The 22,429-nt window shown below is 70.3% G+C and carries 19 protein-coding genes; 6 read left to right on the top strand and 13 right to left on the bottom strand.

The annotated features are described in order from the left end of the window. Nucleotides 1-109 precede the first annotated feature (109 nt). Both ACGFT2_RS29875 and ACGFT2_RS29870 read left to right on the top strand, forming a co-directional pair. On the top strand, nucleotides 110-1,504 hold the full coding sequence (locus ACGFT2_RS29875; protein WP_393284100.1) for a hypothetical protein: 1,395 nt from the start codon (nucleotides 110-112) through the stop codon (nucleotides 1,502-1,504). Between the two features lie 177 nt (nucleotides 1,505-1,681). Continuing rightward, nucleotides 1,682-2,254 (top strand): DUF4383 domain-containing protein, encoded by a 573-nt coding sequence (locus ACGFT2_RS29870; protein WP_393284097.1) that lies wholly within the window; start codon nucleotides 1,682-1,684, stop codon nucleotides 2,252-2,254. Here the strand turns inward: ACGFT2_RS29870 and ACGFT2_RS29865 are convergent. From ACGFT2_RS29865 to ACGFT2_RS29855, 3 genes are all read right to left on the bottom strand, one after another. Beyond that, nucleotides 2,242-3,354: an amidase domain-containing protein gene (locus ACGFT2_RS29865; protein ID WP_393284628.1), complete on the bottom strand. Its 1,113-nt coding sequence runs from the start codon at nucleotides 3,352-3,354 to the stop codon at nucleotides 2,242-2,244. The two genes, ACGFT2_RS29870 and ACGFT2_RS29865, sit on opposite strands and share 13 nt — an antisense overlap. Nucleotides 3,355-3,528: 174 nt before the next feature. Continuing rightward, nucleotides 3,529-4,821: a hypothetical protein gene (locus tag ACGFT2_RS29860; RefSeq protein WP_393284094.1), complete on the bottom strand. Its 1,293-nt coding sequence runs from the start codon at nucleotides 4,819-4,821 to the stop codon at nucleotides 3,529-3,531. 47 nt (nucleotides 4,822-4,868) lie between these two features. Then, complete coding sequence (locus ACGFT2_RS29855) at nucleotides 4,869-7,088, bottom strand: transglycosylase domain-containing protein (protein WP_393284091.1); 2,220 nt, start codon at nucleotides 7,086-7,088, stop codon at nucleotides 4,869-4,871. 178 nt (nucleotides 7,089-7,266) lie between these two features. Here ACGFT2_RS29855 and ACGFT2_RS29850 point away from each other — a divergent pair, with 178 nt between their 5' ends. Next, the gene (locus ACGFT2_RS29850) at nucleotides 7,267-7,485 is read left to right on the top strand and encodes a zinc ribbon domain-containing protein (protein WP_393284088.1); all 219 of its coding nucleotides are present in this window, start codon (nucleotides 7,267-7,269) and stop codon (nucleotides 7,483-7,485) included. 1 nt (nucleotide 7,486) lies between these two features. Here ACGFT2_RS29850 and ACGFT2_RS29845 read toward each other — a convergent pair whose 3' ends face one another. The 3 genes from ACGFT2_RS29845 to ACGFT2_RS29835 are packed head-to-tail and all read right to left on the bottom strand — an operon-like array spanning nucleotide 7,487 to nucleotide 12,110. Then, entirely contained in the window at nucleotides 7,487-8,317 is an 831-nt protein-coding gene (locus tag ACGFT2_RS29845) for an HAD family hydrolase (protein ID WP_393284085.1), read from the bottom strand. Next, entirely contained in the window at nucleotides 8,317-10,899 is a 2,583-nt protein-coding gene (locus ACGFT2_RS29840; protein ID WP_393284082.1) for a phosphoribosyltransferase, read from the bottom strand. The genes ACGFT2_RS29845 and ACGFT2_RS29840 overlap by 1 nt, the downstream gene beginning before the upstream one ends. 44 nt (nucleotides 10,900-10,943) lie before the next feature. Beyond that, complete coding sequence (locus ACGFT2_RS29835) at nucleotides 10,944-12,110, bottom strand: HpcH/HpaI aldolase/citrate lyase family protein (RefSeq protein WP_393284080.1); 1,167 nt, start codon at nucleotides 12,108-12,110, stop codon at nucleotides 10,944-10,946. A gap of 176 nt (nucleotides 12,111-12,286) precedes the next feature. Here ACGFT2_RS29835 and ACGFT2_RS29830 point away from each other — a divergent pair, with 176 nt between their 5' ends. After that, nucleotides 12,287-13,048 (top strand): TerD family protein, encoded by a 762-nt coding sequence (locus ACGFT2_RS29830; RefSeq protein ID WP_393284077.1) that lies wholly within the window; start codon nucleotides 12,287-12,289, stop codon nucleotides 13,046-13,048. Nucleotides 13,049-13,132: 84 nt separating this feature from the next. Here the strand turns inward: ACGFT2_RS29830 and ACGFT2_RS29825 are convergent, their stop codons facing one another. The 6 genes from ACGFT2_RS29825 to ACGFT2_RS29800 form a co-directional block, all read right to left on the bottom strand. Continuing rightward, a complete protein-coding gene (locus ACGFT2_RS29825; RefSeq protein WP_393284074.1) occupies nucleotides 13,133-13,870 on the bottom strand; it encodes a Tellurium resistance in 738 nt (245 codons plus the stop codon). Between the two features lie 147 nt (nucleotides 13,871-14,017). Continuing rightward, nucleotides 14,018-15,163 (bottom strand): DUF475 domain-containing protein, encoded by a 1,146-nt coding sequence (locus ACGFT2_RS29820; protein WP_393284071.1) that lies wholly within the window; start codon nucleotides 15,161-15,163, stop codon nucleotides 14,018-14,020. 181 nt (nucleotides 15,164-15,344) lie between these two features. Next, nucleotides 15,345-15,923 (bottom strand): TerD family protein, encoded by a 579-nt coding sequence (locus ACGFT2_RS29815; RefSeq protein ID WP_393284069.1) that lies wholly within the window; start codon nucleotides 15,921-15,923, stop codon nucleotides 15,345-15,347. Between the two features lie 106 nt (nucleotides 15,924-16,029). After that, complete coding sequence (locus tag ACGFT2_RS29810; RefSeq protein WP_393284066.1) at nucleotides 16,030-16,605, bottom strand: TerD family protein; 576 nt, start codon at nucleotides 16,603-16,605, stop codon at nucleotides 16,030-16,032. 138 nt (nucleotides 16,606-16,743) lie between these two features. Beyond that, a complete protein-coding gene (locus ACGFT2_RS29805; RefSeq protein WP_393284063.1) occupies nucleotides 16,744-17,202 on the bottom strand; it encodes a peroxiredoxin in 459 nt (152 codons plus the stop codon). Nucleotides 17,203-17,339: 137 nt separating this feature from the next. Next, nucleotides 17,340-17,780 (bottom strand): DUF3052 domain-containing protein, encoded by a 441-nt coding sequence (locus ACGFT2_RS29800; RefSeq protein WP_353599857.1) that lies wholly within the window; start codon nucleotides 17,778-17,780, stop codon nucleotides 17,340-17,342. Nucleotides 17,781-18,187: 407 nt separating this feature from the next. Here ACGFT2_RS29800 and aceE point away from each other — a divergent pair, with 407 nt between their 5' ends. After that, complete coding sequence (gene aceE, locus ACGFT2_RS29795; RefSeq protein WP_393284060.1) at nucleotides 18,188-20,935, top strand: pyruvate dehydrogenase (acetyl-transferring), homodimeric type; 2,748 nt, start codon at nucleotides 18,188-18,190, stop codon at nucleotides 20,933-20,935. Between the two features lie 149 nt (nucleotides 20,936-21,084). After that, nucleotides 21,085-21,828, top strand: a complete 744-nt coding sequence (locus ACGFT2_RS29790) for a potassium channel family protein (RefSeq protein ID WP_393284057.1) — start codon at nucleotides 21,085-21,087, stop codon at nucleotides 21,826-21,828. A gap of 79 nt (nucleotides 21,829-21,907) precedes the next feature. On the opposite strand, the gene ACGFT2_RS29785 is transcribed toward ACGFT2_RS29790, so the two are convergent. Continuing rightward, nucleotides 21,908-22,213, bottom strand: coding sequence for a small hydrophobic protein (locus ACGFT2_RS29785; protein WP_393284054.1), 306 nt, complete (start codon nucleotides 22,211-22,213; stop codon nucleotides 21,908-21,910). Between the last annotated feature and the right edge of the window lie 216 nt (nucleotides 22,214-22,429).

The following is a 22,429-nucleotide window of genomic DNA, read 5'->3' as shown; positions in this document are numbered from 1 at the left end:
GCGGTCCGCCGAAATCCCGGTGCGCGATGCGAACTGACCGGCCCGTGTGTTCGTCTTCAACGGGTGGGAGAATGACAGCACCCAGGGCACCACAGCACGGGAGAGGGATGTGACGGCGACACCGGGCACGCCATCGACGCGGCCGTATCCGCCGCCGTCCACCGCGCGGGGCCGGTCCGGGCCCGCGGCCCTGCGGGACACGCTCACCCTGATGAGTCTGCCGCTGCTGGCCGCCCTCGGACTGTCCGCCGCGTTCGCCGGGGGCGGCACCCGGCGCTGGTTCGGGGGGCGCTCGGAGAGTCAGCGGGCGGAGGCGCAGAGCGCGAAGGACGCCGCGGCGGCGGCGTTCTACGAACTCGACTCCGCCCAGCGGGACCTGAGGATCTCCATCGAGACCATCACGGCCGTGGACGACTCCCCCGCCGCCCGCCGCGCCGTCGCCGACTTCGACGCGCTGGGCCGGCGCATCGACGAGGTCAGTCAGCGCTACATCCAGGCCGTCGACGCCCATGATCTCGACCGGGACGGCCTGGAGGCCGCGGCCGCGGCCAGGGCGCGTTCGGAGCTGACCGCGGCCAAGGACGAGCTGGTGCGGGTCAAGCAGGACCTGGACCGGTTCGGCAGCTCGCTCGGGCCGCTGCTCGGCACGGCCGAGACCCAGCTCGCCCGGCTGGCGCCGGCGGTGGAGCGGGCCCGGCAGTCGCTGCTGGCCGCGAGCAACGCCCTGGACGCCGTACGGGAGAAGGGACTCGGTGCAGACGATCTCGCCGCACGGCTGGCCGCCCTCTCCCCGGAGCTGACCCGGCTGAACCAGGGCGCCGGGCAGCACGGCATCACGCCGACGCTGGAGCGGGCCGAGCGGGTGCAGCGGGAGGCCGGGGCGATCCGGGCCGAGGCCGAGCGGCTGCCGGAGCGGGCGGCCGAGATCGACCACCGGCTGGTGTCCCTGCGGACCAGGGCGCAGGCGCTGACCACGCGCGCGGGGCAGGTGGACCCGGTGCTGAGCGAGCTGCGGCGCCGGTTCGTGGCCGCCTGCTGGCAGGACCTGCAGCAGGTGCCGGAGCAGGCCGCGGAGAACGTACGGCAGGCCGAGCGGAAGCTGCGCGAGGCGCAGACGGCCAGGGACGCCCAGCGGTGGCCGGACGCGACCTCGCTGCTGTCGACCGTGCGGGCCCTGCTCAACACCACCGACGAGGCCGTCTCGGCGGCCGGGGAGCGGCTGCGGCGGCTGAACGCCGTGCAGAAGGATCCGCAGGCGGAGATCGAGCGCAGCCGGTTCGCGATCCGGGACGCCCAGCGGCTGGCCATGTCGGGCCGTACGACCCCGGACCCGCAGCACGCCCGGCCGCTGGACGACGCGGTGGCCCGGCTGGAGCGGGCGATCGGCACGCTGGAGGGCCGGCACCCCGACTACTGGCACTTCCTGACCGAGACGGACGCGGTACGGCAGGCGGCCGCCCGCGTGGTGACCCGGATCCGCGAGGAACGCGGCACCGCCCACTGAGACCGCGCCGCCACGCGACGCCGGGCCGCAGCGGCGGGGTGAGGAGCGCGTGACGCCCGGCGGGCGCGTGCGCGTGGGCGCCGGGCGGCCCGAGGAGCGCGTGTTGCCGGGTGGGGTGAGGCGGGCGGACTATTGAAGCGGAAGGATGGCCTCCGCTAGCGCCCGAGGGAGGCGGACATGGCCACACACGCAGTGCACACGAGGGACACCGAGGAGCAGTCCAGGTTCCGGCTGGACGACCACCTGCCCGTGGACCACCGGCTGAACAGGGTCTACCGGATCGGCGCCGGCCTGATCGGCGCGTTCCTGATCATCTTCGGCATCCTGGGCCTGATCAACCACATCGGCTTCTTCGGCACCGGCGGTGACACGGTCACCGGGCTGAACACCAACGGCACGCTCAGTGTGCTGTCGATCTGCATCGGCGTTCTGCTGCTGGCCGGCATGGTGATCGGCGGGAACTTCGCCTCGACGCTGAACATGGTCCTCGGCGTGCTGTTCCTGCTGAACGGCTTCCTGTTCCTCGGCCTGCTGGACACGCCCAACAACTTCCTGGCGTTCAAGATCCAGAACGTGCTCTTCAGCTTCGTCGTGGGTCTGCTGCTGATGACCTTCGGCATGTACGGCCGGGTCGGCTCGTCCCTGCCGCACGACAACCCCTACTGGCGGGCCCGCCACCCCGAGCCCTCCCCGCACGAGCGCCGGGAGGAGCCGGGGCGGCGGACACCGCCGCGCAATCAGGTGCGGTAGGCGTAGAACGCCGCGGTGGGGTACGACGCGACGAGGCTGGCCACCGACCTGTTGTAGGTGTTGGTGGAGTGGTAGCTCACGTAGGGCACGCCCGAGCGGTCACGGTTGGTGACGATCATGGAGTGGTCCTTGGAGCCGTCCTTGTTGAAGTCCATCTGCAGCACGTCGCCGATGTCCATCTGGTAGACGTTGGCGAGGCTGGTGACGCGCTTCGAGGACAGGGCGAACCAGGAGAACTCGTTGACACCGACGAACGAGTCCGACTGGATGTCGGCGGTGCCGAACCACTTGTGGAAGTCGTTCGTGTAACCGGGGACGTGCTTCCAGCCGCCCGCCTTCAGGGCCTGGCTGACGAAGTTGGTGCAGTCGCCGCCGGCGCCCTGCCCGTTGAAGTCGGGGTAGGCCGGGTTGTAGTTCTTCCAGTACTTGGCCGCGTACGCGACCATCGCCTTGTAGTCGTAGCCGGTGCCGGTGAGGCTCTTCGGCTTGGCCGGCGCGGGCCAGCTGGTGGCCGAGCGGCTCGCCTCCGGCGGGCCGTCGTCCGCCGCGGTCTTCACGGTGGCGACGGCGGGCTTGGCGACCTGGTTCACGGCGAGGTAGCCGTCGTCGGTGTCTCGGATGCCCGTCAGCTGCCAGGTGCCGTGGCGGTCGGCCTTGAAGGTCAGCTCGTGGTGGGCCTGGAAGCCGGTCGTCTTCTGGTCCTTGGCCACGGGCTGCTCGTAGGTCAGCGAGGTGGTCTCGGTCACGGCGACCTTGGCCCGCCGGCCCTTCACCTGCGTGGCGTCCAGGGTGACCTGGGTGCTGCCCTGGCTGTACTTCTCGCCCAGCTTGGCGAGGACGGACCTGCGGTCGCGCAGCTGCCCCAGGGCCGAGTCCTGCTCCCGCGTCTGCCCGCCGGACATGCGCACCGAACCGGAGAAGCCGGCGGTGTGCCGGGTCCTGGTGCTTCCGGCGCCGTCGACGAGCGCCTGCGTGCGGTCGGTGAAGACCGCGTCGGCGAGTCGCTGGAAGGTCGCCTTGGTGGCCGCGTTCACCGTCGGGTCGTCGGTGACCGCGGCGCCCGCGCTCCAGTTGGGCACGAGGGCCACACCGGCGACCACCGCGGCGGCGGAAGCGGTGACTATGGAGGCGCGGCGCCCCTTACGGCTCAGTCTTCTCGATTTCAATGGTGTTCCCCTTCACTCCGGTACACCTACCGGGGAGGGGCATCCTCGCACGGCGGGTGCGCCGGTTGTGAAGGGGGTTGCACAAGTGGAATCCACCACCGTAACCGACTACTTGACGACCGTCGACCAGTCCGGCGACTGCGCGGGGTCGAGGCTGCGCAGCGCGGCGAGGGTCTGGGGCTTCTGCACGTCGAGCCAGTCGGTGAGTTCCCGGAAGGACACGCACTTCACGCCCTTCTTGGTGCAGACGTTCTTGACGACCTGGTCGATCGACTTCATGTAGATGCCGCCGTTCCAGTCCTCGAAGTGGTTGCCGACGAACAGGGGCGCGCGGCTGCCGTAGTAGACGCGGTTGAAGCCGGCCATGTACGAGTCGACGGTCTGCTGCTGCCACTGCGGGTACCGGGCCGGGTCGCCCTTGGTCTCGCCCTCGGACTGGTTGTAGAGGAAGTTGAAGTCCATGGACAGGCCCTGGTACTTGCCGTCCTCGTACGGCAACATCTGCAGCGGAAAGTCCCAGATGCCGTTCTTCTTCCGCGGCCATATCTGGAAGTCGCCCGGTGAACTGGCGTCGTAGCGCCAGCCGTAGCTCTTGATGGCCTTCAGCAGGTTCGGCTGGCCCTCCAGGCAGGGCGCGCGGCCGCCGGTGACCTCCTTCTTGAAGTCGAAGGGCAGGGCCGGGAGGTCCTTGAAGCCGGTGTTGGTCTTCCAGTGCTCCACGAAGGAGAAGAACTGGTCGATCTCGCTCTTCCACTCCTCGACGCTCCAGTCGCCGCCGCCCTTGGCTCCGCAGAAGTGGCCGTTGAAGTGGGTGCCGATCTCGTTGCCCTGCTTGTAGGCCTCGCCGAGCTGTTCCAGCGTGGTGCGGATGTGCTCGTCGGTGGCGTAGTCGATCGCGGCGTCGCCGGGCGAGTGCATCGGGCCGTGATACTGGCTCTTCTTGTTCTTGGGCAGCAGATAGATGCCCGTGAGGAAGAAGGTCATGTGGGCGTTGTACTGCTTGGCCAGTTCCCGGTAGTGCGAGAAGAGGTGGTCGCTGCCCTCCAGGGCGCCGTCCCAGGAGAAGACGACGAACTGCGGCGGCTTCTCACCGGGTTTGAGCGGCTCGGCCTTCAACTGCCCGCTCGGCGGCCCGGTGTAGGAGGTGGATCCGTCCCCGAGGACCTGGGTCTTGCCGTTCCACTGGGGGCTCGGGGCGGTCTTCGGAGCGCGCTTGGAATTCTTGCCCGCGGAGGCGGCCGGCGTGGTGCCGTCCGGGCGGCTCAGGGCCAGGAAGCCCGCCACCAGCGAGGCCACGACCAGCAGCGCCGCCAGCGTCAGGACCTGCGGGCGGGTGACCGCGGCGGGCAGGCGGCGGGAGGCGGTGGCTCGACGGCGGCCGGTCGGCTTGTTGCTGGGCATGCGCGGCTCATTCTCCGAAGGGGGCGAGGGTGGTGCGGGGTCCGACGTCAGTCAAGACCCATCGCGGCCGACCAGAGGTTGTACGGCACGTTTTCCGCGTCATTTCCGGCCAGTCCCCTGAGTGGCAGGGGCTCCAGGGATTTCGCCAGGTCGATCCGGTAGACGACGACCGCCGTCGAGACGGAGTCGGCCGTGCCGGCGTACCAGGCGGCGGTGCCCTTCTCGTTGGTGCCGGCCTTGCCGCCCGCCTCCGGCTTCGAGGCGGCCGCGGCCGGGTGCCCGGCGCGGAAGGAGTCGGCGAGCGCCTCGCTGACGTCCGCGGCCACCTGGGCGCCCACCGCACGCCGGGGGCGCGGCACGGTCAGGGCGACCGGGGCGCCGTTGCGGGTGATCCGGCGGACCGAATACGGCTCCGTGTGGCTGCCCTTGGCCGCGAAGGTGGCGTACCCGCTCGCCATCCGGATCGCGCTCGGCGTGGAGTTGCCCAGGGACAGGGCGGGCACCTGGGGGCCGATGCTGGAGGACAGAAGCCCGGACGCCTCGGCGGTCCGGCGGACGGTGGTCAGCCCGGTGTCCATGCCGAGCTGCATGAACGGCGTGTTCACCGACCGGGCGAGCGCCTGGCGCAGGGTGATGCTCCCGTAGGACCTGCCGCCGTCGTTGTGCGCGGCGACCTTCTTCCCGCTGCGGTCCCAGTACGGCCCCTCGGGGGTGGTGACGGGCACGCCGTCGTCGCCGTCGTAGACGCTTTCGGGGGTGACGGGGGTGGCGGGCCCGCCGCGCGTCTTGTGGACGCCGTGCTCCAGGCCGGCGGCGTAGACGAACGGCAGGAACGCCGTCCCGGCCGGGACGGTGGTGGCGTTGGACTCGTTGTAGCCCTGTCTGCGGTGGTCGGGTCCGCCGTAGACCGCGAGGATCTGACCGTCGGTCGCCACCGAGGCGGCACCGTAGTGCCCGTTCTTCGCGGCCTTGGGGTCGTCCCGCCGGGCCTGCTTGCGGGCCTTGGAGACGGCGTTGGTGAGCGCCTTCTCGCGCTTGCGGTCGAAGGTCGTGTAGATCTGATACCCGCCCAGGTCGAACTGCTTGTCGGTGAGGTGCCCGGCCTTCTTGGCGTACTGCGACGCCAGCGCGACCAGGTAGTCGCTCTGCTCACCGGTGTCGTAGAGCGGGTTGACCTTCAGGGGGTCGGGAAACGTCTTGTAGGAGTCCCGTTCGGACTTGGACAGCTTGCCGATCCTGACCATGCGGTCCAGGATCCAGTTCCAGCGTTCCACGGCCCGCTTGTGGTTGGCCTGACCGAGGGTCGGGTCGTAGAGGCCGGCGCCCTTGAGGAGCGAGGCGAGCATGGCCGCCTCGGAGGCGTTGAGCCTGCTGACGTCCTTGCCGTAGTAGGCCTGGGCGGCGCGCTGGATGCCGTAGGTGCCCCGGCCGAACCAGCTGGTGTTGAGATACCCCTCCAGGATCTGGTCCTTGCTCATCTTGTTGTCGAGCTTGAGGGAGATCATCGCCTCGGTGAACTTGCGGCTGATGGTCCGGTTCTGGCTGAGATAAACGTTTTTGACGTACTGCTGGGTGATCGTGGAACCGCCCTCGGTGTCCCCCGCCCCCACCGTGCGGTAAAGCGCCCTGGTGATGCCTTTGACGGAAATACCCGGATCCGAGTAGAAGCTCTCGTTCTCCGCCGCCAGCACCGCCCAGCGGACGTCCTGGGGTATGTCCTTCAGCGGCATGGCCTGCCGCTGCACCCAGCCCGTCCGGGCCATCGGGGTGCCGTCGGACCAGAAGTAGACGTTGTCCTGCTGGGTGGCGTAGGAGTTCAGGTTCTCCGGTATGTCGGTCAGCGCGTACGCGGTGACCAGGAAGGCGCTGAGCAGACCGAGCGAGGTGAGGACCCCGCCGAGCCACTGGCGCCAGGACGGTATCCAGCGGCGCCAGCCGGTCCGGCCGGGGCGCGGGTAGACGGGCTTCAGGCGGCGGGCGTAGGGGGCGAGCCTGGCCGCGTAGGGGGCCAGCGGCGCGGCCAGCCGGCCGAGGCAGGCCCGCACGCCCGCCGCGCGCTCCCCCACGGAGGGGCGTGCACTGCGCCGGCGCTCGGCCCGGCCGCCTGCGGCGGGTGGCTCGGGCGGCGGGGGCACGCGCAGCTGCATGGTCTCGTCCGCCTTGGGAGCACCGACCCTCAGGAACAGGGTCGCGTCGGAGTCGAACGACTCCTCCTCACGACCACTGCCCTTCCCGGACCGGCCCTCCCCTCGCGACGCATCGGTCACGACTGCGTCTCCCTCCGCACTCGATCTTGCTCGCGCGGGTGAGCTGAGCATCCTCGCAACGGCGTTCACAAGTTATCAGCGAAATTTTCGATTCCTCCGTACGACTGTCGGATGGAATGCAACACTCATGAAACATTGAGGACGGACTCCGCGGGCGCCCGCCGACTAATGTGGGCTTATGCCTCGCTATGAGTACCGCTGCCGGACCTGCGGCGACACCTTCGAACTGAGCCGCCCGATGGCGGAGTCCTCCGCCCCGGCCGACTGCCCGGCCGGTCACGGCGACACGGTCAAACTGCTCTCGACCGTGGCCGTGGGCGGCACGTCCGGCGCCCCGGCCCCCGCCCCGCAGGGGGGCGGAGGCGGCGGCTGCTGCGGCGGGGGCTGCTGCGGCTGACCTACGTTTGCCGGCCCCCGGCCCCCCTGCCGCGGGCCGCGCCCAGGAATTCGCGCAGGATCCGCTCCCCCGCCAGGACGCCCCGCTCCGGCAGCGCGCTGATCGCCGGGGCGGTCCAGTCGGCGTCGGCCAGCTCGCCGTGGCCGGGGCGCCAGCCCCGGTCGGCGGCCAGCAGCAGGTCCGCGTCGAGCAGGGAGTCCCCCGCGGCCAGCGTCAGCTCGGCGCCGGTGCGGCGGGCGACCTCGCGCACGGCCGCGCTCTTGGTGAGCGGCTGCGGAACGGCGTAGATCTTGCGCCCCTGCAGGGAGACCGTGTAGCCGCGGTCCTCGGCCCAGACCGCCAGCTCCTTGACCCACTCCTCGGGCAGCAGCTCGCGCTCGACGACGAGATAGGCGAACAGGTTCTCGGCGTCCCGGTGCTTGCGCACCCAGACCGGATCGGCGGTCCGCAGCAGGTGCTCGCGGACCTCGTCCAGCGGCGCGCACTCGTCGGCGAGCCTCGCCTGTACGCCCGCGTGCCAGTCGGCGTCGGTGACCCCGTCGACCAGGAGATGACCGCCGTTGGCGCAGATCGCGTACTTCGGCGGCGGCCCCGGCAGGTTGATCCGCTGGTACTGCTTGCGGGTCCGGGTCGTGGTCGGCACGAAGACCGCCGTGTCGCCCAGCTCGGTGAGCAGCCGCGCCGCCGTCTCCGTCATGTAGGACAGCGGCCTGGCCTCGTGCACCTCCACGCACAGCAGCCGGGGCGCCCGCGCGTCGGGCATGGTCAGTGCCAGGGCCGCCGCGGAGTAGATCAGCGTGCGGTCGAGGTCGCTCGCCACCATCACCGGCATCAGAGGTTCACCGCCTTGCCGTCGGCGCCCGTCGCGCCCCGCGTGTACTTCGGGTGGATCAGCCCGACGCAGGTGTAGGGGAGTTCACCGACCTCCTCGACGGGCACACCGCGCTGCCCGGCGAGCAGCCGCACATGGTCCAGATCGGCACCGGCGCCGGCGCGCGCGAGGATCTTCCACGGCACCCGGCGCAGCAGCACCCGGGTGGTCTCGCCGACGCCGGGCTTGACGAGGTTCACGTCGTGGACGCCGTACTCCTCGCTGATCCGCTCGACGGCCCGCCAGCCCTCCCAGCTGGGCGAACGGTCCTGCGTCAGCAGCTCCTTGACCGCCGTACCGACGGTGTCGGCGACCTCCGGGAAGCGGGCCGAGACGGCGTCGAGGAAGGCCACGGAGACGTCGGTGCCGGCGAGTTCGCGGTAGAACTTGGCGCCGTGGAAGTCGTCCGGCCCGACCAGGTCGGCGCGCAGCACCGTACGGGATATCAGGCCGGAGACCGTGGAGTTGAGGCAGGCGGAGGGGATGAGGAAGTCCTCGCGGGTGCCGTAGGTGCGGACGCAGGAGCCCGGGTCGGCGAGGACGGCGATCTCCGGATCGAAACCGGTGACGCCTTCCTTCGCTTCGAACTCCTCGACGGCGCGGGCGAGTTCGCGGGTGATGGCGCCCTTGCCGGTCCAGCCGTCGACGAAGACGACGTCCCGGGGGTCGTGGTGGGCGGCGAGCCAGCGCAGCGCGTTGGCGTCGATGCCCCGGCCACGCACGATCGAGACGGCGTAGTGCGGGAGGTCCAGGCCGTGCCGGAACCGGGCCCAGCGGCGCATCAGCACGCCGACCGGGGTGCCCGCGCGGGCGAGCGAGACCAGCACCGGGCGGGGCGACCGCTCGGTGACGACGGTCTCGGTGACGACGCCCACGGCCCGCGCGATGCGGGCGGCGGAGGCGTCCAGGGCCGCGTGGAACAGCTGCTGGTACTGCTCGCTGGGCTGGTACTCCACCGGCAGCGACTCGGCGTAGTGCGCGCCACCGCTCTGGATGGCCTCCTCGCGCTCCTCGGTCGGCGCCTCCAGGGTGACGTCGGAGAGGTCCTGGAGCAGCCAGCCCACCTCCTCGGGGGCGTACGAGGAGAACGCGGGGCCGCGCAGGGGCTCGGGCAGCATGGCCGGCCTTTCGGGACGGTGCGGGGGCTCGGGGACGTGTGAGGGGACGACCGCGAGCAGGACGTGCGGGACGTGCGCCGCGAGACGGTCCAGCAGACCGCCGGGGGCGTGCAGGGCGGGGGTGTCGGCGACCGAGTCGACGACGGCGACGACGGTGTCGAAGCCGCCGCCGGCGACGTTGTAGGCGTAGCGCTCACCGGGGCCGTCGGCCGGGTCGTCATGGGCGGGGAAGGTCAGGCGGGTGCGTATCGCGTAGCCGGGGTCGTCGAGTGCGAGGACGGGCGAGCGGGTGGTGGTGGAGAAGCGCACCTCGGCGTCCGTGACCCGCTCCAGCTCGTGCGCGAGGCGCAGCGGGGCGTACATCAGCTCCTCGAAGCCGAGGACCAGCACGCGGCCGGCACCGCCGGGCAGCGCCTCGGCGATCCGGGCGGCCATCGCGGGCAGCGCGGACTCCAGGCGGGCGCGGTGGGCGGGCGTGAAGCCGTGCCGGCCGCCGTCGGGCAGGCCGGGGGGCCAGCGGAGGTCGACGCGCACGGCGTCTCGGGCCGCCCGGTGCGGGGGCGTGGACGCGGTTCCGTCGGGCCCGTGCGGGGGCGCGGACGCGGTTCCGTCGGGCCCGTGCGGGGGCGTGGACGCGGTTCCGTCGGGCCGGTGGGCCGCCGGGGGAGCGCCGGGGGCCGCTGGGCCGGGCGCATCGGACCCGCTTCCACGCTCGTAGCGCGCGACCAGCTCCTGCCCCTTCTCCAGGACGCCTTCCGGCAGCCGCACCGTGCCGGACGCGGTGGCGATCACGTCCACCCGGGCCCCGATGTCCTGCGCGAACCGTGTCAGGCGCTCCGTGTCCCCGGGCGAGCGCATGTCGACCAGCGCGACCACCACATACCGTCGCCGCGGATGGCGTTCGTGCAGGTCACGAATGGTGTTCAGGATCGTGTTGCCGGTGGAGAACTCGTCGTCCACCAGCACCAGCGGGCCGTCGCCCGACAGCAGCGCGGGGTCCTCGGGCAGCAGCAGATGCGACGTGGCGTGCGAGTGGGACTCCTCGAAGCCGCCCGCACGGGCGACTCCGGCCACCGGGCGGCGCGTCGAGTGCAGATACGGCGCCGCGCCGAGGCCGTCGGCGACGGCGTGGCCCAGCCCGGTCGCGGTCTCCGCGTAGCCGAGGACGACGGCCGTGGCCCGCTCCGGGCCGAGCAGGGCGGCGACCCGGCGGCCGAGGCGCAGACCGTGCCCGTAGACCACGGACGGCGACTGGGGCACGTGCTTGCCCAGCACGTGCGAGACCAGCAGGTGGGCCCGCTTGGGGTTGCGGCGCAGCGCCAGCCCGAGCAGGGCCGGCAGCCCGTCGTCGCCCACGAGTTCGACCCCGAGTCGCTCGGCGACCCAGCTGCCGGACCAGACCCCGTCGTTCACTGCGTTCTTCATGCGTTCCTTGGATGCGGGAAGGCCGGCCGGCGGTTCCGGCGGCATCATCCGTGTATTCCGGCGGCGAGCAGCTCCACGAAGCCGACGTCCTCGCCGGCGACACCGAAGACCTCGGCGCGCAGGAGGGTCCGCTCGGCCCAGGCGCGGTGCGGTTTCACCTCGTTCATCTTGTTCGTGTAGGCCGACCGGAGTACACCCCCGCCGCCGCGTTCCGGCCGGAGGATGTCCTGGGCGTCGCTGAACTCCTCGTGGCTGACCACGGACAGCGCGTGCACGGGCAGGACGTGGGAGGGGTGGATGCAGGTCTTGCCGAGCAGGCCGTTGGCCTGGTCGAGGGAGATCTCCCGCAGCAGCCCGTCCATGGCGTGCTCGATGAGCTTCTCGCGCAGCTCGACGGCCCGCACCTGCAGGAAGGGGCTCTGCCTCAGCTGCGGCTTGAACATACGCTCGGGGACCCGGAAGTACTCCCAGACGGGGCCGGTGACGGTGAACCCGGTGCCGTCGGCGCGGCCCAGCATGTTCACGACGTCGCCGATCACGGAGGCGACGATCTGGACGTCGTAGGCGGTCATGTCGGGGGCCCGGCGCAGGCCGTATGAGGAGCAGAAGTCGGTGACGCCGAGGCGTAGCGCGAGGACCCGGTCGCGGTACTTGTCGACGGCGCGGGAGATGCCCTCCAGGGTGTCCATGCGGCTCTCGCGGTACAGCAGCTCGGGGGATTCGAGCACCGGCATGGCGAAGAGCCGCCGGCCGCTCGCGGCCTCGGCGAGGGTCAGCGCCTCCAGGAAGGGGATGCCGCGCTCCGCCGTGAACTTCGGCAGCACGAATCCGGACAGCAGCCGCACGCTGGGGCCGAGGCGCCGGACCAGGTCGGGGATCTGCTCGGGGGTGCGGACCCGGATGAAGAGCAGCGGCGGTTCGGCAGGCGCGCGGGAGTCGAGGTCGGCGAACTGCCGGACGAGGTTCTCCTCGCCCGCCGGGACGTCCGTGTCGGCGATCGAGTCCTCCAGGCACAGCACCATCGAGACCACGCCGTTCGCGGCCTGCCGGACGATGTCGTCGGCGAGCCTGGGCCGGGTGGCCGGGCTGTACAGCGTGGCGCCCAGGGCCGCGGAGAGCAGCCGGGCCGGGGAGTCGGCGGTGAACGCGCACGGCTCCTGGTGGAAGAGGCGCTGCCGTACCTCGGGGGCGATGTGCCCGAAATGACGCATAGAACTCCTTCGGGGTGCACGCCGAGTCTGTTGGTTCGGTAAAGGGTGGCCGGTAATAGTACGTAGGGATCCGTGTCGCAGGTTCCCCGCGGGCATGAATTCCCGGTAACTCCCCCATGTCGGCGCCCACACCCCCCGCATTGTCGTGACCAGGACCGAGAGGGCAGGATGACCGCATGACGCACGCGATGCTGAAGGGGTCGAACGTCCCGCTGGAGGCCACCACGGTGCGCGCCGTGCTGCACTGGACCCCCGGGCAGGGGGTTCCCGACGTGGACGTCTCGGCGCTGCTGCTGGGTGCCGACGGCCGTGTGCGCTCCGACGAGGACTTCGTCTTCTACAACCAGCCCCGGCACCCCTCGGGAAAGGTGTGGCGGCTCGGTAAGAAGCGTATCGCCGAGAGCCTGACCGACACGATCCAGACAGACCTCGCGGGGGCCGAGCCGGGGGTCGGCCGCATTCTGCTGGTGGCCTCCGCCGACGGCGTCTCCTTCGACCGGGTACCGGCCCTGGGCATCCTGCTGTACGACGCGGCCGTGGCCGACGGGGAGCCGCTGGCCCGGTTCGACATCAAGCCGGAGACCGGCGCGGAGACCGCGCTGATCTGCGGTGAGCTGTACCGGCGCGGGGAGGGCTGGAAGTTCCGCGCGCTGGGCGAGGGCTACTCGAACGGCCTCAAGGGCCTTGCCACGGACTTCGGCATCTCGGTCGACGAGTCGGAGGCGGAGCAGGAGCGGCTCCCGCCGGAGACGACGGCGTCCCAGCCGCTGCCTGCGGAACAGCCGGCGTCGGCGCTGCCGCAGCAGTCCGCCTACGGCTATCCGCAGCCGGCCTCCGCCCGGCCGGCGTACGGGTACCCCCAGTCTCAGCCGGTGCCGGTGGCCGTGGATCCGAATTTCCGGCTGCCGCCGCAGGGGCCCCAGTTCATCGGGCGGTAGACCGGGCGGTGGACCGGGCGACGGGAGGGCCTGTCCGCCGGCGCCGGTCCGTGGGCCGTGCGGCGGCTACCGCTTCGCCCACGGCTACCGCTCCACCTTGGTCTTGTAGCCCCGGCCCCACTGCAGGCCCCAGCCGTACAGCCGGTCCAGCTCGCCCTGGAAGCCGTAGACGAACTTGACCTCGCGGCGGACGAGCAGTTCGCCCTTGACGTTCTCGATCATGACCACCGCGCAGGAGCGGGCCTGCGGGTGGCGTTCGTCGAGGCTTATCTCGACGCGCGGGCCGTTGCTCGGATAGAGCGTGACGATCGCGTGGGTACGGTCGAAGGCCGGCGTCTGGTCGTAGATGTAGACGAAGACGAGCAGCCGCTTGATGGCGTCCCGGTGGTCGAGGTTGACGTACATCGTCTCGCCGGACCCGGAGCCGAACCGGTCGTCGCCGCTGAGTTTGATGTACGGCGGTGCGTTGACGTCTCCCAGATAGCCGCCCAGCGGCTGGACGACCCCCTTGGTGCCGTCCATCAGCTCGTACAGACAGCCCAGGTCGAGGTCGACGTTGACCATGCTCTGCCCGTGTCCGAGCACCTCCGGCGGCCTCAGGGCCTTGAAGGGATGGCGCAGCAGGCTGGTGCGCCGGGCTCCGTCGAAGTCGGAGGTCCGCATCCGCCAGGCGAGGTTGACCCGCAGATGGCCGGTGGCCGCGTCCTGCTTGGTGAGGGACACCGTCTGGTGCCGCTTGGTGAGCTCGATGGCGTTGGACGAGGCGCTGCCCGAGTCGAAGTCGGCAGCGCGCCCGCCCAGCAGCCCGTCGAAGAAACCCATTCCCGCCCCCGGGGTACTCGTCCGCGAAACACCGTCGGGGCGGCCGACCACGCGGCCGCCCCGAACGAAGCGTTCCCTCACCGGACGGGGCGCCACACCCCGTCCCGTCCCTGATCTTGTCCGTGTAGGGGCGAGCAGGGGCCGGGGTCAGACCCCGGAGGAGATCTCCGACTTCTCGTCCGAGCCCGCGTCCGGGCCCGCGGCCGCCAGGGCGCGGTTGCGGCGGACGGAGGACCAGAACGACCAGGCGATCAGCACCACGCCGACGAGGCCGGTGATGACCTCGTTGATCTCGTACTGAATGGTGATCATGAGGATCACGGCCAGGGCGCCGATGGCGTAGTGGGCGCCGTGCTCCAGATAGACGTAGTCGTCGAGGGTGCCCTGGCGGACCAGGTACACGGTCAGCGACCGGACGTACATGGCGCCGATGCCGAGGCCGAGGGCCATCAGGACGATGTCGTTGGTGATCGCGAAGGCACCGATCACGCCGTCGAAGGAGAAGGACGCGTCCAGGACCTCGAGGTAGAGGAACATGAAGAACGCGGCCTGGCCCGCCAGGACCACCGGCGAGCGCTGCTTGCCGGAGCGGGCGGCCTCTTCCTCCTGCTCGTGCTCGCGCTCCTCCTCTTCCTCGAGCTTGTCCTCGAAGTAGCCGGACAGGCCGCCGACGACCATGTAGGTGATCAGGCCGGCGATGCCGGCGATCAGGACCGTCTGCGCCTTGTCGGCGTGGGCGCCGCCGTGCTGGTGGGCGTGGGTGGCGAAGGTGAAGGAGGTGATGAGCAGGACGATCAGGGCGATGCAGACCGACAGCATGTCGACCTTGCCGAGCTTGGCCAGGGGGCGCTCGATCCAGCGCAGCCACTGGATGTCCCGGTCCTCGAAGATGAAGTCGAGGAAGATCATCAGCAGGAACATGCCACCGAACGCGGCGATCGCCGGGTGGGCGTCGGTGACCAGCTGCTGGTAGAGGTCCTTGTCGGTGAAGGCCAGGTTGACCGCTTCGATCGGACTCTTCTTGGCGGTGATGGCCACGATGACGACGGGGAAGACCAGCCGCATGCCGAAGACCGCGATCAGGACGCCGACCGTGAGGAAGATCTTCTGCCAGAAGGCGTTCATCTTCTTCAGGATTCCGGCGTTGACGACCGCGTTGTCGAAGGACAGCGAGATCTCCAGGATGGCGAGGATCGCCACGATGCCGAAGGCGGTCCACCCCCCGTAGAAGGCCGCCGCGACCAGGCCGAGCGCGGTGACCGCGAACGACCAGCCGAAGGTTTTCAGAAGCACTGGCTACCCAATCGTGTGTTGAGGGCACCCCCCAGACGGAGTCTGAGGGAGGGTCTCCTCCGCGCCGCACTCGGCTTTGCTAAATGTTGACCACGAGTCTAGAGGGGCACCCGGCCGGCGGTACCCGTCGGGGCGATCCTCACCGAAAAGCCACAGCGCAGGCCCTCGCCGGTACAGCCGGCTAGGAGACGTTCACCCCGAAGTCGAGGGCGATGCCCCGCAGCCCCGACGCGTACCCCTGCCCGACGGCGCGGAACTTCCACTCGCCCTGGTAGCGGTACAGCTCGCCGAAGATCATGGCGGTCTCGGTGGAGGCGTCCTCGCTCAGGTCGTAACGGGCCAGCTCCTGGCCGTCGGCCTGGTTGACGACCCGGATGAAGGCGTTGGACACCTGGCCGAAGGTCTGGCCGCGCTCGTCCGCCATGTGGATCGAGACCGGGAAGACGACCTTCTCGCACTGCGCCGGCACCGCGACCAGGTCCACCAGGATGGACTCGTCGTCGCCCTCGCCCTCACCGGTGAGGTTGTCACCGGTGTGCTCGACCGAGCCGTCGGGGCTCTTGAGCTGGTTGTAGAACACGAACCACTCGTCGCCCATCACGCGGTTCCCGGCGCCGCACAGCAGCGCGCTGGCGTCGAGATCGAAAGGGGCCCCCGTGGTGGACCGAGCGTCCCAGCCGAGTCCGATCATGACGTTGGTGAGGTTCGGTGCGGCCTTGGAGAGGGAGACATTGCCCCCCTTGGCGAGCGTGACGCCCATGATGCTGGTCCTCCCCTAGTGGTGCTTTCCTGGTTGTCCTGCGCGTCCGGCGCCGCCCGCAAACGGGACGGCGCCGGACGGTGGGGGCGTCGGAACCCTGCCGGGATCAGACGTTGACGCCGAAGTCCTGCGCGATGCCGCGCAGGCCGGAGGCGTAGCCCTGGCCGATGGCGCGGAACTTCCATTCCGCCCCGTTGCGATACAGCTCACCGAAGACCATGGCGGTCTCGGTGGAGGCGTCCTCGCTCAGGTCGTAGCGGGCGATCTCCTGCTGGTCGGCCTGGTTCACGACGCGGATGAAGGCGTTGCGGACCTGGCCGAAGGACTGCTGGCGGTTCTCGGCGTCGTAGATCGACACCGGAAAGACGATCTTGTCGACGTCGGCCGGGACGCCGGCCAGGTCGACCTTGATCTGCTCGTCGTCGCCCTCTCCCTCGCCGGTGATGTTGTCACCGGTGTGCTCGACCGAGCCGTCGGGGCTCTTGAGGTTGTTGAAGAAGACGAAGTGCTGGTCGCTCGCGACCTTGCCGGCGTTGTTCAGCAGCAGCGCGCTGGCGTCGAGGTCGAAGTCCGTGCCGGTCGTGGTGCGCACGTCCCAGCCCAGACCGACGATGACGGCGGTCAGGCCCGGGGCCTCCTTCGTCAGCGATACGTTGCCGCCCTTGCTGAGGCTGACTCCCACGGGTCCTCCATGTGGTGTCCAGGGGCCGGGAGCCCCGTGTGCTTCGGATATGGGATCAACGTGCCGATCCTAGTGACGGGTTCCCGCGCCTCGCAGACCCTGGAACCGGAGAGTCACAGGTGTCGTCCCGCGCTGGGCCTACAGGGTGTCGAGCGCCTTCACGTAGTCGTTCAGGTCACGGGCGTCCGGCAGGCCGTTGACCACGGTCCACCGCACGACGCCCTCCTTGTCGATGATGAAGGTGCCGCGGACGGCGCAGCCCTTGTCCTCGTCGAAGACGCCGTACGCGCGCGACACGTTGCCGTGCGGCCAGAAGTCGCTCAGCAGCGGGTACTCCAGGCCCTCCTGCTCGGCGAAGACGCGCAGGGTGTGGATGGAGTCGTTGGATACGGCGAGCAGCAGGGTGTCGCGGTCGGCGAACTTCGGCAGGTTGTCGCGCAGCTCGCACAGCTCGCCGGTGCAGACGCCGGTGAAGGCGAAGGGGTAGAAGAGGAGCACCACGTTCTTCTCGCCGCGGAGGTCCGAGAGCCTCACCGTGCGGCCGTGGTTGTCCTTGAGCTCGAAGTCGGGCGCCTTGTCGCCGACCTGGATCGCCATCGTCGTGCATCCCTTCGGTGGGCTGATTCGGAGGTGGGAGCGCAGCCAGCGCTCGCCTCCACCCTACGCAGCGATCACCACAGCCCGACGGACGGACCGAGTGTTCTCGGCCCGTCCGTACCGAGGGACGAGGCGGCTTACCTCTTGCCGGACTTCGCGGCCTTCGGCGTCGCCAGACGCGAGCCGCTCCAGTCCTTGCCCACACTGACGCTCTTCGCCGCCGTCAGGCCGGCCGTCGTCGCGGCGTCCTGGATGTCGCTGGGCTCCACGTACCCCGAACGGCCGGTCTTCGGCGTCAGGAGCAGGATCGCGCCACCCTCTTCGATGTACGTGGTGGCATCCACCAGCGCATCCGTCAGGTCGCCGTCATCGTCACGGAACCACAGGACGACGGCGTCGGCCACGTCGTCGTAGTCCTCGTCCATGAGGTCGCCCTGGATGACTTCCTCGATGACCTCGCGGAGCTCCTGATCGACGTCGTCGTCGTAGCCGATCTCCTGGACCACCTGCCCGGGCTGGAAACCCAGCCTGGCGGCAGGGTTGGTCCGCTCCTCCGCGTGGTCCGCGGTCGCGCTCACGGGTTGCCTCCTGATCATGTCTTGATGAATATCTCAGCCACGCGCGTGCGCGAAGCATTGGCCGTAGTCCACACGTGCGGGACGGATCGCGCAAGTACCCGGCCGTCGGGACCGCCGAAACGGTGACGATCCCGGCCGTGTCGCCGCAACTCCTGGCACCGTATCCCGATTCCGCGTGACCCACATCACACCGATGTGCCCGGTTTGCGCCGTTCGGAATCATCCGCAGCCGCAGGGCTCGAACAACTTTGCCATGCGCGTCACACCCCGGGCGTATCGTTGCGTTTTGACCGACCCTGGGACCGGGTTACCTCACGGTAGAGATGACGTAGGTCTTCCCGAGGTACACGATGGGGAACGGTGCAGGCACGAGCACAACAGTGGCCCTCCGACAGGTAAGGAACAGCGTGGCTTCCGGATCCGATCGCAATCCGATCATCATTGGCGGCCTTCCGAGTCAGGTTCCTGACTTCGATCCCGAAGAGACCCAGGAGTGGCTCGACTCCCTCGACGCCGCCGTCGACGAGCGCGGCCGGGAGCGGGCCCGCTATCTCATGCTGCGCCTGATCGAGCGGGCCCGCGAAAGGCGCGTGGCCGTGCCCGAGATGCGCAGCACGGACTACGTCAACACGATCCCCACCAAGAGCGAGCCCTTCTTCCCCGGCAACGAGGAGATCGAGCGCCGGATCCTGAACGTGACCCGCTGGAACGCCGCCGTGATGGTCTCACGCGCCCAGCGCCCCGGTATCGGGGTCGGCGGTCACATCGCCACCTTCGCCTCCTCCGCCTCGCTCTACGACGTCGGCTTCAACCACTTCTTCCGGGGCAAGGACGAGGGCGACGGCGGCGACCAGGTCTTCTTCCAGGGCCACGCCTCCCCCGGCATCTACGCCCGCGCGTACATGCTCGACCGGCTCAGCTCCGACCAGCTCGACGGCTTCCGCCAGGAGAAGTCGAAGTACCCGGACGGCCTGTCCAGCTACCCGCACCCGCGCTCCATGCCGGACTTCTGGGAGTTCCCGACCGTCTCCATGGGCCTCGGCCCGCTCGGCGCGATCTACCAGGCGCGGATGAACCGCTACATGCAGGCGCGCGGCATCGCGGACACCTCCAGGTCGCACGTGTGGGCGTTCCTCGGCGACGGCGAGATGGACGAGCCCGAATCGCTCGGCCAGCTCACCCTGGCCGCCCGGGAGGGCCTGGACAACCTGACCTTCGTGGTCAACTGCAACCTGCAGCGCCTGGACGGCCCGGTGCGCGGCAACGGCAAGATCATCCAGGAGCTGGAGTCGGTCTTCCGGGGCGCCGGCTGGAACGTGATCAAGCTGATCTGGGACCGCTCCTGGGACCCGCTGCTCTCGCAGGACCGGGACGGCATCCTGGTCAACAAGATGAACACGACGCCGGACGGCCAGTTCCAGACCTACGCCACCGAGTCCGGCGCCTACATCCGCGAGCACTTCTTCGGCGACGACCGCCGGCTGCGCGCGATGGTCGAGAACATGACCGACGACCAGATCCTGCACCTGGGCCGTGGCGGTCACGACCACCGCAAGATCTACGCCGCGTTCAAGGCGGCCAAGGAGCACAAGGGCCAGCCGACGGTCATCCTGGCCAAGACGATCAAGGGCTGGACGCTGGGGCCGAACTTCGAGGGCCGCAACGCCACGCACCAGATGAAGAAGCTGACGGTCGACGACCTGAAGCGCTTCCGGGACCGCCTGCACCTGCCGATCTCCGACCGTGAGCTGGAGTCCGGCGCGCCTCCGTACTACCACCCGGGCCGGGACACGGAGGAGATCCAGTACATGCACGACATGCGCAAGCAGTGCGGCGGGTACGTCCCGACGCGCGTCGTGCGCTCCCAGCCGCTCGTGCTGCCGGACGACAAGACGTACGCGAGCGTGAAGAAGGGCTCCGGTCAGCAGTCCATCGCCACGACGATGGCGTTCGTCCGGCTGCTCAAGGACCTCATGCGGGACAAGGAGATCGGCAAGCGTTTCGTGCTGATCGCGCCGGACGAGTACCGCACGTTCGGCATGGACTCCTTCTTCCCGAGTGCGAAGATCTACAACCCGCTCGGCCAGCAGTACGAGGCGGTCGACCGCGATCTGCTGCTCGCGTACAAGGAGTCCCCGACCGGCCAGATGCTGCACGACGGCATCTCCGAGGCGGGCTGCACCGCCTCGCTGATCGCGGCCGGCTCGGCGTACGCCACGCACGGCGAACCGTTGATCCCGGTCTACGTCTTCTACTCGATGTTCGGTTTCCAGCGCACCGGCGACCAGTTCTGGCAGATGGCCGATCAGCTGGCGCGCGGATTCGTCCTGGGTGCGACCGCCGGTCGCACGACCCTGACCGGTGAGGGCCTGCAGCACGCGGACGGCCACTCGCAGCTGCTCGCCTCGACCAACCCCGCGTGCGTGGCGTACGACCCGGCGTACGCGTACGAGATCGCGCACATCGTCCAGGACGGCCTGAGGCGGATGTACGGCGGCTCGCCCGAGCACCCGCACGGCGAGGACGTCTTCTACTACCTGACCGTCTACAACGAGCCCATCCAGCACCCGGCCGAACCGGCGAACGTGGACGTCGAGGGCATCGTCAAGGGCGTCCACCGGATCGGCGAGGGCACGGGCGGCTCGATCCCGGCGCAGATCATGGCGTCCGGTGTCGCGGTGCCGTGGGCCCTGGAGGCCCAGAGGATCCTCGCGGAGGACTGGAACGTCAAGGCGGACGTGTGGTCCGCGACCTCCTGGAACGAGCTGCGCCGCGAGGCCGTGGCGTGCGAGGAGCACAACCTGCTGCATCCGGAGGAGGAGCAGCGGGTGCCGTTCGTGACGCGGAAGCTCAGCGGCGCCGAGGGTCCGTTCGTGGCCGTGTCCGACTGGATGCGATCGGTTCCGGACCAGATCGCGCGCTGGGTGCCGGGCACCTACCAGTCACTCGGGGCCGACGGCTTCGGCTTCGCCGACACCCGGGGCGCCGCGCGCCGCTTCTTCCACATCGACGCCCAGTCGATCGTGGTCGCCGTCCTGACCGAGCTGGCGCGTGAGGGCAAGGTCGACCGGTCCGCGCTGAAGCAGGCCATCGACCGCTACCAGCTGCTGGACGTCTCGGCGGCCGACCCGGGCGCGGCCGGCGGCGACGCGTAGCCACAGCTCGGCCCCTGGCCGACGAGCACGGTGGGAAGCCGCGGGCCGGTGAGAGACCCGGCCCGCGGCTTCTGCGTTCCCCTTCGGGAGCCCGCCGGACGACGGGCCTGATCCGCCACCGTCCTTACTTTCTCTTTACGATTGTCTCCATGGAACGACGGTCGGCGCAGACGCGGTGGGAACAGCACACGGAGCGGCCGCTGTTGGCGCTCGCCATAACCTTCGCCGTCGCGTACGCCGTGCCGATCGTGGACGCCTCCGCCGATCGTTCCACGACGACCCTGTGCACGGCGGTGGAATGGGTGGTGTGGGGCGCGTTCGCCCTCGACTACGTGGTCCGGCTGGCGCTCGCCCCGCGGCGCGGACCGTTCGTCCGGCAGCACTGGCCCGACCTGTGCGCGGTCGTGCTGCCCGTCCTGCAGCCGCTGCGGCTGCTGCGGCTGGTGTCGACGCTGCTGCTGGTGGGGCGGCGGGCCCGGATGGCTCCGCAGATCCGGCTGACCACCTATGTCGTCGGTTCCGTCGTCGGGCTGCTGATGTTCGGCTCGCTGGCGGTGCTGTCCGTGGAGCGGGACTCGCCGAACGGGAACATCCGGACGCTGGGTGACGCGGTGTGGTGGTCGTTCACGACGATGACGACCGTGGGATACGGGGACCACGCGCCGACGACCGGGCTGGGGCGGATGATCGCGGTCGGCCTGATGCTGTCGGGGATCGCCCTGCTGGGTGTGGTCACCGCGAACATCGCCGCGTGGTTCATCGCGCGGTTCGAGAAGGACGACGTGGAGGAACGCCGGCAGACGGAGGCGATCGCCTCCCTGACCGAGGAGGTCCGCCTGCTGCGCGCGGAGGTGTCCCGGCTGGCCGTCGACCGCGAGGAGCAGCCCCGCTGAGGCACGGTCCCCGGGGCGCGGGGAACTGCGCGACCAGCCCCCGCGCTCCCGCGGACGGCGCGGAGACGCGCGAGGCCGGCTAGAGCAGCCCGTGGCCCCAAGTCGCCGCACCGGCCAGGGCGATGATGGCCAGCAACGTGTCGATCGCGCCCAGGATCAGGGCCACCAGGGCCGGGACGTTCCGGTCGCTCGACCAGGTGCGGCCCATGGACTGCCAGCCGCAGAACATCGCCACCGGCCCGAGGACGATGCCCAGTGCGAAGAAGCCGGCCACCGCGCAGATGGTTCCGATGATCCCCAGCGTTGCGCGGTCCGGCCCGGTCCGTTGCCACGTCCGGCCACGTGACCGGGGGTGTCCGCGCGTTCCTTGCCCGAAGCCAGCCATCATCAACTCCCTGAGTCTCATGGACAGTTCGGCTCCGGAAAGCGGGTACCCCGGTTCCGCCGGGGCAGACCTGCGCGCGCCGCCCCCCTCCGGCGGGGGGCGGCCCCGCCCCCCCCCCCCCCCCACCCCCCCGGCGGGCCCCCCCCCCCGCGCCCCGGGGGGCCCGCCCGGGGGGGGGGAAAGTTGGCGGCGGGACCCCGATAGGCGGACACCGCC

Origin of the sequence: Streptomyces sp. NPDC048514, assembly GCF_043199955.1 — a bacterium.
Classification (GTDB): domain Bacteria; phylum Actinomycetota; class Actinomycetes; order Streptomycetales; family Streptomycetaceae; genus Streptomyces.
The sequence above is the reverse complement of the archived record's forward strand: the minus strand, read 5'-3'. Positions and strand labels throughout refer to the sequence as shown.